This is a genomic window from Pseudohongiella spirulinae (assembly GCF_001444425.1).
Taxonomy (GTDB): Bacteria; Pseudomonadota; Gammaproteobacteria; order Pseudomonadales; family Pseudohongiellaceae; genus Pseudohongiella; species Pseudohongiella spirulinae.
The window spans coordinates 485,093-500,901 of sequence record NZ_CP013189.1 but is presented as its reverse complement, the minus strand read 5'-3'; the positions used below and the strand labels follow the sequence as shown (position 1 = coordinate 500,901).

At 54.6% G+C, this 15,809-nt stretch carries 5 protein-coding genes; 1 reads left to right on the top strand and 4 read right to left on the bottom strand.

Annotated features, from left to right (window positions below; translation table 11 throughout):
• Nucleotides 1-40: 40 nt before the first annotated feature.
• Complete coding sequence (locus tag PS2015_RS02410) at nt 41-1,351, bottom strand: sensor histidine kinase (RefSeq protein WP_058020667.1); 1,311 nt, start codon at nt 1,349-1,351, stop codon at nt 41-43.
• Entirely contained in the window at nt 1,348-2,049 is a 702-nt protein-coding gene (locus PS2015_RS02405) for a response regulator transcription factor (protein ID WP_058020666.1), read from the bottom strand. Before PS2015_RS02405 ends, PS2015_RS02410 begins: the two co-directional genes overlap by 4 nt.
• Before the next feature lie 95 nt (nt 2,050-2,144).
• On the opposite strand from PS2015_RS02405, the gene PS2015_RS02400 reads away from it, so the two are divergent.
• Nucleotides 2,145-4,058, top strand: coding sequence for an ATP-binding cassette domain-containing protein (locus PS2015_RS02400; protein ID WP_058020665.1), 1,914 nt, complete (start codon nt 2,145-2,147; stop codon nt 4,056-4,058).
• 11 nt (nt 4,059-4,069) lie between these two features.
• Here PS2015_RS02400 and PS2015_RS02395 read toward each other — a convergent pair whose 3' ends face one another.
• Both PS2015_RS02395 and PS2015_RS02390 read right to left on the bottom strand, forming a co-directional pair.
• Nucleotides 4,070-5,146, bottom strand: coding sequence for a S1C family serine protease (locus PS2015_RS02395; protein WP_058020664.1), 1,077 nt, complete (start codon nt 5,144-5,146; stop codon nt 4,070-4,072).
• Nucleotides 5,130-15,608: a glycine-rich domain-containing protein gene (locus tag PS2015_RS02390; RefSeq protein ID WP_156412635.1), complete on the bottom strand. Its 10,479-nt coding sequence runs from the start codon at nt 15,606-15,608 to the stop codon at nt 5,130-5,132. The genes PS2015_RS02395 and PS2015_RS02390 overlap by 17 nt, the downstream gene beginning before the upstream one ends.
• Nucleotides 15,609-15,809: the final 201 nt, after the last annotated feature.

Sequence of the window (15,809 nt, the reverse complement as noted above, 5' to 3'; positions counted from 1 at the left end):
CCGGTAGCCGGGATCGGAACTCCGATCCGGGTAGATAAGCTTAGGTAAGTGGCAGAAAGATACTGACGCACGTCCCTTTGCCGGGCGTGCTGTCAATCAACATGCGGCCTCCGTGAGCCTCGGCAATCAGGTTGCACAGATAAAGGCCCAGACCAAACCCGCCGGTATTGCGTGTGCGCGAGTTGTCGACCCGGTAAAACGGCTCGCTCACATGTTTCAGGTGTTCCGCAGAAATACCCTCACCCTGATCACAGATCTGTAAAACGGCTTCGAATGCGTTAAAGCTGACATTCACCGTGACAGGCCGATTTCGTCCATGTCGGATTGCATTATTCACGATATTGGCAAACAACAGGCGTAAACGCAGTTTATCAATATGCATGGCGCGGTCTTCGTCCGGCAATCGCAGCTCCAGGCCCCCTTCGTAATCCTGATATTGCTGCGCCAGCATCTGGATATAGTCAGCAAAATCCACATCGTCGGTAATCAATGCCGAGTGTTGGGTACTGAGTCTTTCCGCCTCAATCAGATCCGAAATGAGGAGGTCAATCTCATTGATATCATCGCGCAGGGTTTCTTTCAGATCATTATCTTCCATGAACTCAAGCTGAAGCTTGGCGCGTGTAACCGGCGTGCGCAATTCATGACTGATCGCCAACAGGAGCTGACGTTTGGCTTCCAGCATCGACTGCAGGGAATCGGCCATGTGATTGATACTTTCTGTCAGCTCTCCCAACTCGTCACTGCGGGTGACTTCCACGCGGTAGCCCAGGTCTCCCTCGCAGATTTTTTCGGCACCTTGCCTCAACCGTCGCACCGGATCCATCAATCGCTGTACCAGCAGGTAGTTGGACAGCAGGATGAATATGGCAAAGCCCAGCCCGATGTAGACCACTGCGTAGTCGTAATCACTGAGTGACGGTGCCTTTCTGTTCAGAAAATATTCGTATCCGCCGCGTGCCACCCGAATCACCTGCTCACTGCCGACCGCCAGCATTTCCGCTTCTTCGGACAGGGTGCGCACAAAAACCGCAGAGGAAATATCCAGATCCGACTGGTCATCTGACTGCCAGTTGATATAGGGGCTGCGGATAATGATAGTGAGTGACAGGTCTTCGGCGAGCTGCGCCGCCCGCTCCAGGTTTGGTGGAATGCCAATAGCGTCGATGATCAGCCGCACGTTGTCCAGATAAAACACTGGCAGCGGGTTCAGACGCTCACGACGCCAGTTCTCGTCAATCTGGCGCAGGGACAGGGTAATGGTTATCAGGAAGAAAATAACAGTGCCCGAAAAGATCAAAAAGAGCCGGAAATACAACGATCCGGTGATCTTCGGCAGTCTCAGCTTCATTTTAACTGGCCGACAAACGTGTACCCACGCCCCCAGACTGTTTTGATAAAGCGGGGCGTTTTGGAGGTGTCTTTGAGCTTGTGACGCAGACGGCTGACCAGTGTATCCACAGCACGAGAAAACAATTCAGCATCGATACCGCGCAGCCTGTTCATCAATTCATCGCGGGTAAAGGTTTTATTGGGTGACTGCATGAACAGCACCAATAATTCATATTCCATGGTGGTCAGCTCGACCAGTTCGCCATCCAGGTGTACGGTGCGTCTTGAGGTGTCGACCTCCAGTCCTTCAATGGCCGGCAACTCACTACTGGGTCGGGTATCATCGCCGGCACGGCGCAGAATATTGGTAATGCGCGCCACCAGTTCACGTGGCTCAAACGGCTTGGGCAGGTAGTCGTCGGCACCGAGCTCCAGACCGACAATACGATCTGTCACCTCACCGTGAGCCGTCAGCATCATAATCGGCAGATGACCGTAGACGGCGGATTTAGCACGAATTTCCCGGCAGATTTCGAAGCCGTCTTTTTCCGGCAACATGACATCCAGAATCAACAGATCCGGCTTGGATCGCTTCAGGGCCTCAAAGCCTTTGCTCGGGGTATGTGCTACAGTAACCTGCATATCGTAGCGTTCCAGATACTGTGTGAGCAGCTGGCCAAGTTTTTCGTCATCATCAATGATCAGTATCTGTTTCATAGCGCTGAAGTTTACGAATTTGCTCCGGATAAATCAATCAGAGTGGACGAGCTGGCTTATAATAGCAGCTTTAGCTGACAAACCCGATTCTAATCATGATCAATCTGACTAACGCCCGCCTGATGCGGGGCGAACATGTGCTGCTGGAAAGTGCCAGCCTGACCATTCACAAAGGCCAGAAGGCTGGCATCATCGGGCGCAACGGGGCCGGCAAGTCCAGCCTGTTTGCCTGCCTGACTGGTCAGGTAGCGCTGGACGAAGGTGAGCTGCAGATGCCAGAAGGGCTGCGCTGCGCCTGGATGAAACAGGAGACCCTGGGTTCTGATTGCTCCGCACTGGATCATGTCATAGACGGTGACAGTCAGTTTCGGCAGATAGAGCTTGCACTGGAAAAAGCCGAGGCCGACCACGACGGCCATGAAATTGCCCGGCTGCACAATGAGCTGGACAAAATTGACGGCTACAGCGTGCGCGTCCGGGCGGAACAATTGCTGTCCGGCCTGGGTTTCAAAACAGAAGAATTCGACAATCCGGTCGGCTCTTTTTCCGGCGGCTGGCGCATTCGTCTGAACCTGGCCGCCGCACTGATGTCGCCCTCCGATCTGTTGCTGCTGGACGAACCCACCAACCACCTGGATCTGGAAGCCACCATCTGGCTGGAACAGTGGCTGAACCGCTACCCCGGCACATTGCTGTTGATTTCTCACGACCGCAGTTTTCTGGACAAGGTTATCGACCATGTGATCAGCTTTGAGCAGAAAGACCTGTTTATGTATCGCGGCAACTTCAGCGCCTATGAAATACAGCGTGCCGAACGGCTGGCACAGCAACAGGCGGCGCTGGAGAAACAACAGCGACGCAAAGCCGAGATCGAAGATTTTGTGCGACGCTTCCGCGCCAAGGCCAGCAAGGCCAGGCAGGCACAAAGCCGCCTGAAAGAGCTGGCGCGCATGCAGGATATTGCACCTGCACATATTGACTCTCCGTTCCGCTTTGAATTCTTTAAACCATCACAGACAGCCAGCGATCTGCTCAGCATTAAAAAAGCCGTGATCGGTTATGACAACAAACCGCTGGTTAAAAATATCAGCCTGAAGCTCATGGACAACTCCAGCATCGGCCTGCTGGGTTTTAACGGCATGGGCAAGTCCACGCTGCTCAAAACTCTGGCCGGACAACTGCCCTGGCTGGGCGGTGAAATTGTTGCTTCCAAACATCTGAAAGTCGGTTATTTCGCCCAGCATCAGGTGGATGTCATGGACATGCGTGCCAGCCCCATGCAGCTCATTCAGCAGGTTGATGAAAAGGTACGCGAGCAGGAAGTGCGCAATTTTCTGGGTGGTTTTGACTTTCGTGGCGACCGGGTTGTCGAGCCCATCATCAATTTTTCAGGTGGCGAAAAAGCCCGCCTGGCGCTGGCATTGATTGTCTGGCAAAAACCCAATGTGTTGTTGCTGGACGAGCCCACCAATCACCTGGATCTGGAAATGCGACACGCGTTGACAGTCGCTCTGCAGGGTTTTGAGGGCGCCATGGTGCTGGTGTCTCACGACCGGCACCTGATGGCCAACACCGTTGATGAATTTTATACCGTGCACGATGGCCGCTTTGCAGAGTTCAGCGGCGATCTGGATGATTATTCAAACTGGCTGCGTGAGGCGGATAAACAATCTGCGCCACCATCAGGAGCCTCGGCGGGCGCTGACAATAATGCAGGTTCAACACCAGAAAAACCGGCCGCTGACAAAAAAGACGCCAGACGCCAGGCAGCATTGCAGCGCGAGCAGGTCGCACCACTCAAGCGCGAAATCCGCACGCTGGAGAAGACGATCGACAAACTCAGCACTGAATTACAAACGCTGGAAAATCGCCTGGCTGACCCGGATATTTACACAGACTCACGCAAAGACGAACTGGCTGAGTTAATCCGGCAGCAGGGTTATTGCAAAGCCGAACTCAGCCAGGCCGAAGATACCTGGCTGGAGAAAAGCGCCCTGCTGGAACAGTAGCTGATCAATTATCAGCGCTGACTGGCCTGCAGCTCAATCCGGTAGCGCTGACGACGGTTATCACGCATGGTGGACACTTCCACCACGTCGCCTGCCTCGCGATTTTCCAGCACCGTCAGCAAATCATCCTCATTGCGAACCGGCACGCCATCAACCGCAGTAATCACATCGCCCAGAATGATGCCCCGGTTGGTTTCGGTCAGTCCGCGCATACCCTCGCGCTCAGGGCTGGCACCCTCAATCACGTCCAGTACGATCACACCTTCAAGACCCCAGCGCTGCCGATAATAGTCAGCGTACTGCGGCGGGAACAGGCTGATGCCCAGCGTCGGGGTCTGCACCCGCCCATACTGAATGAGCTCCGGCACAATCTTTTTCACGGTGTTCACCGGAATCGCGAATCCGATGCCCGAGCTGGCACCGCTGGGACTGTAAATCGCCGTATTCACGCCAATCAGCTGGCCAATGGAATTCAGCAAGGGGCCACCGGAGTTGCCAGGGTTAATAGCCGCATCCGTCTGAATCACATCGCGAATACGGCGCCGCGTCACACTGTTTATTTCACGCCCCAGCGCACTGACCACACCCACGGTCAAGGTGGTATCCAGACCAAAGGGATTGCCAATGGCAATGACTTTGCGACCCACTTCCAGATCGGATGAATCCCCAAGCTCCACTGGTACCAGGCGATCACGCGGAGCGTCAATCCGCAATACTGCCAAATCCTTATCTGGCTCGACCCCAATCAGTTCTGCCTCCCAGGCACTGCCATCCTGCAAGGTCACGGTGACGCGCGAGGCATTCTGAATCACGTGGAAGTTGGTGACCACATAGCCATCGTTATTCCAGATAAAACCGGAGCCACTGCCCTGGGGAATTTCCTGCGGGTTGAGTGAGAAGAAGGAGCGGCGCACCAGGCGCGAGTTGGTGATGTATACCACCGAGGGGCTGGCCTTTTTAAAGACCTCTATGTTGTTTTCTTCATCGTTGGTGCGGAACGCTGAATAATCAGCGGCGGGCTGTGCCTGCAAAGACACAGCCACCATGAATGCTGCCAGAGTAAGCAGCCATTTATGGCGTCGCTCCATTGTAAATCTCCTGCCAGTTGATCACGCGGTCGTGGCTGCGGAATTGACCAAACTCCACCTGCGCACGCGGATTTTCGTCGTAATCATTATCCTCGTGTGGCCACTTGAAGCGCAAGTACGGCAGGTTCAATGCATCCAGGTCAATTTCAATATCCACCGTACCGCCATTGCCCTCACCTGGCGCCGTCAGAGTAAAGGTAGGATCCGTCGGATTGACTGCGCTCTGCACACCCTGTACCTGTCCCTGATGGAAAGTGCTGGATAATGGGCTGTCAATGCTTGTGTCGCCGTCATCCAGATCGCCTGTGTAGGTCCCGGTCACGAACGACAACTCGGAGGCATTGATGACTGTACAGCTGTCATCAATACTGGCAACGAAACGCCCCTGATCACTATCGTAGTATTCAACCTGGAAGGTGATGGCAAGGTCTTCTGTTTCCGGGCCATAGGCATTGTTGATGATCAGTCGACCGTATCGGAAATTCTGCTCGCCAATCTGGTAAAACTCAGGTGTTGCCTGGGTTATCTCAGCATTGAGATCGCCCGCGTCCAGTGTCACACCATCAGAGTCAGTGGGCACAAACGCTATCACGATATCTTCAAACGGACCGTCGGGCTCAGGCGGCGTGGCTCTGCTGAATATCAGGTCGCCATCAATCGCCAGCTCCCCACCCGTGACATCTCCCCAAAGATTCTGGAAGGTGCCTGGTATGCTTTCATTGACAAGCCTGGATGTCAGGTTGTTGTTATCTGCGCTGGCCACTTCCTCTATCGCACGGAAATTCAGATCACCATAGCTTGCCAGCTTCGCGTACACATCCCGGTAATTGACAGTGGCCTGGCCCTGAACATTTAATGCACGAAGCTCTACCTCAACCTCGAAAGGCTCGTCCATATAGGTAAACACCGAAGGTGGCGCACAGCTCAGGTCAGAGCGAGACAACAACATAGTGCTTGTCACCTGGAAGCGTTCTGGATAGAAGCGTCCGACATTATCAACACGACCATTGATAACGTCTGTGCCCAGGTACGCGACCGGATCCTCATTGCTATCGACCAACTGCGCCTGCATGTCAATGATGCCGACCTCGTTGTAGGTGATATTGCGCATACCGGTACCATTCACGGCATAACTGTCAAAGTCATTGTAGAACAGCGTTTCATTACCCAGCTCACCAATCACACCGCCAAGATTCTCAACCTCATTCTCAATAACACTCAACTTCACTCTATAGTTATCACTCACACCATCGCTGTCATAATAGAAATTCGGCGTCCGCGGGTTATCATGCAAGTCAGCCCCGGCATCTGGCTGACCGTCCTGGTCCAGATCGTCGCCAGCCTGCCACGCCACGGCCGAGACCACGGTGTCAAAGCCTTCGCCGGCATGAACAAAGACATTGCCGTCCTCATCAGTCGCAAAGGAGTCAGCCGGATTGCCCGCCCGATCTGGGAAGTTATTGGCTGGAAAATCATCAGCCCGGTCCAGCCCCTGGTCTCCTGGGAAATCGATTGCAAAACCGAATGGGCGGACAACGAAGTCCTGACTGCTGCCGAGCATAAAGTCACCTGAATTTCCTGGTGGATTTAATGGATCGTCAGGTGTCGGGTTGCCAAAGAAACCAAAGGGAATGTCGAATCGCGCGTGCAGTTGCATCTGACCAACATCAGAGTAATTCAACACCAGCGTCGCACCCGGGGCGCCGCTCGGCTGCGTAACAAAATCAAGCTCAACCTCTGTATAGCTGGATGCGCCTGCCGCCGAGTTGTCATTGACCAGCGCCACCGCTTCACCGTTGACAGTGAATGTTTCCCCACCAAAGCAATCGCCAGGATTCTTGCATTCAGCAGCCAACTGTATTGGCAGTGTTTGTCCGGCATCAAACAGGGGAACACACTGGTACGGGTCGTTATCAGAGCTTCGCACTGCCTGGAGCGTTAACAGTTGCGCCAGCGGTGCGACGTTGGATGGCTTACCTGCAATTTGGGTGGGTATGGTCGCGTTGCTCAATGTCTCATTGTAGAAATAAAGACCGGTCTCGGCGATTTCAAGTGTCGGATCCTCTAGCTCGGAGGCATTGCTCACGGCACCCAGCACATTGATGTTAACTGGCTGAACGGCCCCGGCGGGTACGGTGTAGTTAAGCAACAATGTGACTGACTCTTCGCCCGGCGCAAACGTATAACTCGCCTGACCGTTATCGGACTGGGCAGCCACACTGGTCAATGATCCCGCACCGTTCAATACGCGCGACCAGACACCCTTGGCAGGCGAAGTACTCAAATTAATCGTGTCGCCTTCCGCGGAGATCGGATCATGCGCTGCATCATGAGCGGTGAAAGTGACAGGTGTGCCAACACAGGTCAGCCCGAAGCCGCTGTGAGAAATCGCGTAATGTTCCAGCGATCCTGAACCAGTATATCCGCACTGATCCGTGGCGGTTTCTATGACAACACGATCAACATAGAAGTAGCGGTTAAGCTCGAATCCATTGCTGATGCGGAAGCGTATCTCTGCCGTACTCTCCAGTGTTTGTGCTGGCACAGCATTGCCCAGAATGGTTGTCAGATTATAGGTAGACGACAGCAGGGAAGAATTCTGTTGATTGCTGGTCATGTTGTCCATGGTCACAACCGTGACCCAGTTATCTGCTGACGATCCTCTGGCTTCGACAACAACGGTATCTGAAGCGGCCAGCGCAGTATGCGCATAGCGGTAGGTCAGGGTGACGTCCTCAGAGTTGGGCACTGAATCAATATTGTAGACCCGCGCGACCGACGGATCGATACTGTTATTGGCTGCTGCCACACTTGATGTCATTTGCAGGCGGCCATTCAGTACCTGAATATTACCCGTGCTAACACCCAGTCCACCGCCGACGGTGCCATCCACACCATCCAGCTCTTCCCAGGCACCAGCCCAGTTGCGCGATCCGTCATTATTACTGAATGAGTTGACAAAAAACTCATCTATCCAGGTAATGGGCGTCAACACTGAATTGAATGTGAAGCTGCTGTCCTCACTGCCGATTTCTCTCGCCACGCCATTGGTTACGTCAACATTAACAGTGCCAGGCTGGTCGTAAACCAGTCTCAGCAGGACTGTGCCCTGATCGGCGGCCACAAAGTTATATAACGCCTGACCATTGCCCTGATTGGTCAACACGCCATTGCCGGATTGCAGTTGCCAGGTACCATAGTTGGTGCTGGTGGTGATCCGGACCGTACCGTAGTAGTCCAGATCCCTGTTATGCGTCAGACCTTCATGTTTGCTTATCCGGATGATGCCCGGCTCACAGACCGACCCTCCCTGCTCCTGCTTGATGCTGAAGTGACCGATATAGCCGTCCTCAATAATATGCAGGGCATTCAACCTTCTGTCTCCGGAAACGGGACTGAATTCGCCCAGAGGCTGATCACCAAGGAACAGGTTCTGTGTTTCTCCGTCTGTCAGATTCAATTCTGTTACATCATCCCGGGTAAATATGGTTCCCGTCACGGGATCCAGCCCATCGCCAATTGTTGCCGTGGCGTTGTCTACTGACAGGGCGTAAGTGTCAACAACACCCTCCGGATCTGATGGATCAACTCGTTGATAAATGGCGTCGATGTTGACGTTACCGTTCCCTTCTGTCGCACCAAAGACATCGGGGTCACTACCATCCACATAGATCGCTGCCTGCCCTGCGTTTGGACCACTTCTGTAATAAATAATGATATCTGACGCGGTAAACGCAAGGTTATTGCTTCCCGCCACGCCGCCAGTCGTGGTAGTCAGCAACACACTGCAATCAAGATCGTCGTCATTGCTGGCGCAGTCATCAAGAACATAGGCACCATTGACATTGACAGTGGTATGGTTTGCAAAAACCGTGGAGCCGTCCAGGAATGTACTGGCCGTTCCCACAATCGGATCGTAACGAACCAGATCCCAGGCATCGAAATCCAGATTATTTGAACCAATCGTACTGCTGTCATTGGCCGACAAAACGATCTGGCCGTTCTTGAGCAGGTGTACAGCATTGATATCGTCTATCCGGCCGCTATTTTCGAGACTGTCGTCAAAGAACATGACCGCTTCATCGGTCGAGGGATCATAGATAATGAGATCATGGTTTTCGAAATTATTCAGCCCACCGATGGACGTGCTGTTGCCGGGTGTGGATACGGAGATCAAGAACCTTTCCTGAGAAGCCACCGGGGGACCCACGATTGTCGTGACATCAGTCGCCGCGTTATTACCGGGAACAGTATCAAAGTTACCGGCACCGATCGAAACCTGAGCGGTATTGGTGACATTAAAACCAGCTGCACCAACAACGTCAACATCCAGAATAAGGTTGGTACTGGCATTGGCCGCCAGGCTTCCCGCGAAGGTACATGACAGGGTCGGCGTTATCGTTGCGCAGCTCCAGCCTGTGCCGGCGGCCGCCAGAAAAGTCACTCCAACCGGTTGATTGTCTGTCAGCGTGATAGTCTGTGTTGTGGCATCTGGTCCCAGATTTGTAACGGTCAACTGATATTGTCCGGTGGTATTTGTCTCCAGTGTGCCAAGGACAGTCTTTTGCAAACGCAGATCAGTTTCTATGCCGCGCACCACGGTGACCACTCTGTCAACGTTATTGTTGGCGTCTGTTTTGACATCTATATCATCAACATCGATGGTGTCGCCCTGGGTATCGTTCTTGTTATCAAATTGCGGCGAGCGGTCGCATCCCAACGGATCCGGGATAAAACCATCAGCCTCTGCGCCGCAATTACCACCCGAGTGCAACATTCTGGCGACTACCGGAGCATTGTTATTCAATAGCGGAAACTGAGAAGTTCCGGCAATCACGACGTCGGCTGTGATTGACGGCAGACTGTCACCCGATGGCAGCTCACCTCCTGTGTAAGTGCTGGCGATATCATATTCACAGGTAAATGCGCCGGGACTGAGCGTAACACTGCACGACCAGCCGGTCCCTGAAACATCCCCGGCATTGGCAAAGGTCAGACCGGTGGGCAATCTGACAGCAACAGTGATCAGGCCGGTTGCTTCGCCGCCGGTGCTGGTTCCATTGCCATTGTTGGTAACGTCAATCTGATAGGAGCCTGTGCCGCCAACCTTGAACGTTCCGGACTGCTCTATAAAAACCTCAAGGTCTGCGATCGGGAAGTTGGTGACACTGATGACCTCGGAGAGCAGAAGCACCAGATCCTGGCCAGAGCTGTAACGCGTGGTAATGCGTTCAGCTTCCTGACCGGGCTGGGCAAAGTCTTCCAGCAGGGTATTGCTCAGATAATGGGTATCAACATCCAGTCCCCAGGTTTCACCAATACGGTTCCCGGTTCGGGTACTTTCGTCAGCGTCAACGCCCGGGAAATCTATTTCGTAACCGTCACTGTTCAGACCCGCGGAGTCCTGGAACTCGAAATAAGTTGTCGGGCCGATATCATAAATGGGCCTGACAATGGTGGAGTTGAACTCGGAATTTACCGGATTGAAGCTATTGGGCAAGGCATTGAATGTGACAGCGTTTGGAGCCGACTGAATACTGAGAGACTCATCACCGGTAGAAAGCTGTTCATCACCTTCGATTGTAACGTGTGTCACCTGCCCATTGGGGAGCAGCAAAGCATTATCAAAAGTTGCCATCCGGAAATTTCGCGGCACCAGCGTGAAGGAAGAATACTGAAAAGGTTGAAACCCGTGGAACAGATTGACTACACGCAAATGCTCATTCGGGTGTTCAAATATTACGATGAGCGACCAGCCGCCTGCGCAGGTACCGTTGTTATTCCAGGGCGCCCCCGTTTGCACAGCCAGATCCTTCAGGCGATACGTCCCGTTCCCGGAAACAAGACCGGTGACATCGGCATAGCCCGCAAAAAAATCAACTTCAACCGCAGTCAGGCCTTCTGCCAGAAATACCTCATCGGCAACGACCGAAACCTCATTGCCATCAGGCCCGAAAGACACCTGGGAGTCGGCCTGAGCCGGCGTTCCGCTGCCAGCCCAATACAGATAAGCCGCGGTGATACTTGAGCCCACGGGCAAGGTCAGGTCTGCCGTTGTACCCGTAGCAAAATCCTCCATCGCACAGTCCTGAGCGGGATCAACGGTCAAATTGGTATTGGAGGGCAGTGACCTCAGGGTATTCCCAATAGCTCGATAGCTCATGGCACCGGAAAAAGTTTCGTACAAGACCACAGGCACGTAGCCTTCAGCAATCGGCGCGCCCGCCACCAATGGATTAAAAGCAGCCACCACATGGGCATTCATGGTCGGCTGCAGGAAGGCACCGGATTGATAGGGCTCAACCACTTCCAGCACACTGGCCGCGCTCAACACACCCGCGGAGCCAGCCGTTTTGCCTCCGGTAGGATTAGCCTGATCCTGAGCTTCTCGATATGGCGGATCAAAGGGGTTCTGGGGCACCCGCCCCCCCCAGATACCGGTCAGCGTGGTCGAGGGCTCTGGTGGGCGCCAGAAATAGCTGTCCAGCGAAAAATCTGACCCCCGGTCGTTTGCGGCAACACTGAAGACAAACGCGTTGTTCTGATGCGTTGTAATAGTAGTCGTTGCATTGTGGCGGTCATTGACAACCGGACCGGTATATTTAGAGCTGTTGACCGGACCGGTCTCCGGATTTGGCGATGCCTGGGTGGGTAGTATCTGCTCAACACCCGTAACACTGAGCACACAGATTGCCGGATCACCCACACCACCGCTGAATGAGCCATTGTAGGTACCGGCAGTATTTGGCAGATCGTCATCAAAAATGGCCCATATTTCTGTTGTCACCCCTGGACCCTGGTCGTCGTTTTCCATGCGGATCACGCGGGTCATGTTCACACCGTTAAAGGTGGCTGTGGTGGCCGCACTGGAGTCACCTATCTGCATGGTTGCCATCAGCACCATGCGGGAACGCAAAGCCGCTACGGGATTTTCGTCAGGAATTGCAACTGACGCCGAGGTGCCGGGATTGCTGCACACCGGTCCCTGAAAGATCTGTGGAAAACAGCCGCTGAAAAACAGGTTCGGATCGAAAGCCCCGTTTTCCACAATCGTGTGATCTTCAACATCAAAATTGATGACGGCAGGCGTTGCACTGGTGAATTCCAGTATCACAACACCATTATCGGCGGCAGCGAAGGTATAGTCGGCGACACCTGTATCCGGACCTGACGGCGCATCAAGTGTGCCTTGCGCAGAAGCCGGCGCCAGCCAGTCGCCACGATTGGTGTTATTGGTGATGCGCATGGTGCCGATATAGTCAGTGGCAATCCCCCCGACACTGTCACGCACAGTGAAGGTGATTTCGGTGATCTCACAGGCGTTGGCATTGAGCACATGCGAGATTTCGAATGAGCAGTTTGAAAAAACAATATTCTGATCATACTGATTGGTGGAGTCACCAGGGTCCTGCGTCAACCCATCGCTCACATTGATATTTATGGCACCCAGGTTACTGACCTGCCTGAACCCCAGCACGACTACACCATTATCAGAGGCATCAAAGGCATAAGTCGCGTTACCATCCTCATCCACTGGATCGGTGATGACGCCATTCGATTGTCCAACATCCACCCAGGTGCCAAGACCAGTGCTGGTGCTCAGGTTTATTGTGCCGGTGTAATTGGTCACTGTATTACCCGCGCTATTCACCAGTGTAATGGTGACTTCTTCAATCGAGCAGACATCAGACGCATTGCTGTGGGTGATTCGGAATTGGCAGGCCTGGACCGTCAAATCAGGGTCGTATTGCCCCGAAGGCTGGGCAACATTGGCCGCTACCAGATTGAAATTGACTGTTTCCGCCGTATTGTCCTGGAAATTCAGAACGACTTCACCGGCATCCGCAGCGACAAATGTGTATACGGCGGCGCCGGTGTCAGGTGAGCCCGGCGTCAGTGTGCCCAGCGCGTCAGCTGGCGTGGAGGTCTTGCTCCAGTTTCCTCCGGTAATACCCGCAGTACTGATGTTGACTGTCCCGGTATAACCAGTGACGGTATTCCCGGATGCCGTCACCACCTGGATAGTGACCGGCTCAACAGAGCACACGTCAGCATTACCATCGTGGAAAATCCGGAAAGCGCAGGCTTCCAGCGTCAGCGATATATTGTAATTCTCGGTGATAATAGACCCGGAGGTGACATCAAACTCATAAGTATCAGCAACCGATGTGGAAAAATTCAGGATGGCAACACCGTTATCATTGATATCGAACGTATATTCAGCCGCGCCATCATTGTTAGTCAGATTGTCCAGCGTACCCTGTGCGCCGGCACCCAGGCTGTAGTTACCAATATTGTTATCGTTGCTTATCTGCACCGTACCGTCGTAGTTGAGCAACAGATCATCATTGGAATCCAGAACACTGATGGTGATCGCCGTAAAGGCCGAACAGACACCATTATTGGTGACATGGCTGATTTCGAAGCGGTAAGTGACCAGTTCGACTTCATTCGACACAACTTCGCCATCAAAACCATTCACAGTGAAACTGAGGGTTCTGACACCGGCGGCGCCGGTAATCGACAGGTCTGTAAACGTGGCATTACCACTGGCGTCCGTTGTCGCTGAAAGTGTGCCATTGAGCGTCCCGCCACCAGAGGCCAGCGCCACATTAATCTGCACACCCCCTACCGGACTGCCATCGGCGTCAACATAATTAATAACAGGCTGGTCGTTGAATATGACATCGCTGACGGCGCTGGCCGAAGGCTGAGTGGTAATTGTCAGTTGAGGAGCTGCATACCGGACGATAACAACCCCGCTGCCGCCGTCTGCACCAATGGTATCGTTGTTACCGCCACCACCACCACCGCCGGTGTTGGGCGTGCCCGCTGTTGCCGCTGTGTCGCTGCGGCCACCATCGCCGCCGCCGCCGAGGCCACCCTGACCGGGTGTTGCCAGATTCTGAGCCGCGCCACCGCCACCGCCGCCGGCGTAGTAGGTGTTTGTCCCGCTGATATCGAACTGGAGACCAACCCCGCCGTTCCCGCCGTTTTCGCCATTGGTTCCCGCCAGATCCTGTGCGTTGCCGCCGGCACCACCACCTCCGGTGCCCGCAGCGCCCGCGGGTGAACCCGCGCTGTTACCGCCGCGATTACCGAAGCCACCGGACGCGGAGGCCGGTTGTGTTGCGGCGCCACCTGCCGCGCCGCGCGACCCGCCACCGGACCCCCCGGTATTGCCCGAACCATTACCACCAATACCACCGCCACCACCCAGGGCAGTCAGGCTGCCAAAGGTCGAGTTACCACCCGTCCCGCCTGTCTCATGGCCGGGTCCATCTCCCCCGGCACCACCAGCACCCACGGTAATATTGACTGAGCCAGCAACCGCGAACCCTTCCTCGTATACCAGGCCGCCGGCACCGCCACCACCAGAGCCCGCATTGCTGAATGCCAGAGAAGTACCACCACCGCCGCCGCCAGCGACTACCAGCACGTCAACCTCGTCCACACCCGGCGGCGCTTCAAAGGCACCATCGCCGGTAAACGTGTGGACAATAAAATCCTGCTCAGGGGCGATGTAACGGACGATGACGATGCCGCTGCCACCCGCTGCCCCAGGCGTTCCACCAGATCCTCCTGACGCACCGCCACCACCACCGGTATTGGCCTGTCCGATTGTTGCCGCGGGATCCTGTGCACCCCCACCAGCGCCGCCACCACCGGTACCACCATCTCCACCCAGGCTGCTGCCGCCGCTTCGTTTACCGCCACCACCGCCACCAGCGAACCAGCCGCTGTCTCCGACTCCGGTGCCAAAAACAGCTGAAAAATCACTACCTATACCGCCATCGCCACCCGCGCCATTGGTACCGTTAGCGCCTGCTGCGCCAGCACCGCCACCACCGCCACCTGAACGGTTATTGTTGCCGGTGCTGCCGTTGCCATCACCACCGTCATTGCCCTGGCCGACAGTACCGTTTCCTCCGGGACGAGCAGAGCCCGTTGTTATGCCGCCACCGCCACCACCCGAGCCGCCGTCACCGCCACTGCCAGTACTCTGCGCGCCGCCCTGCCCATAACCGCCGCCCTCAGCGACAATGCTACCAAAGGAGGAGTCGCCGCCATTCTGCCCGTTACCGCTTGGGTCGTTTGTTGTCGTAATGCCATTGCCACCGGCACCACCCGCACCAATAACGACATTGTATGAGGGTTGATTGACTGTCACGCCGGTTTCCCAACGCAATCCGCCCGCACCACCGCCACCACCATAAGTACTGCCGCCGCCGCCACCACCACCGACCACCAGCACATCCAGGCTGGTCAGTCCGGCTGGAGGCGTGAAAGTGCCATTGCTATTGAATACATGAACCGTGTAGGGGCCCTGAGTGCTGATATTGCCGCCACTGCCAATCAGTGGGATGGTGACTTCCTGAACAGTATTACCACCGGTGCCAGTAACCGGCTCCGGTCCGGGATTCTGTGCGCTGGCGAATCCAACAAACAAGATCGCAGGCACTATGGCTCCGCGCCACAACCGTCGATTGTGCCGAGACCACTTGAATCCTGTTTTCTTGTCGCTGCGCTGTCTCAAATCTGACTCGATCCTGATAATTTGCTATGTTATTTTATCCAATCAACACTGTCATTGCTGAAAAGACTCTGCCTGATCTCCTCAAAGCGACCCTAAATGTTCCCTTGATCAACTAACCACCAATTG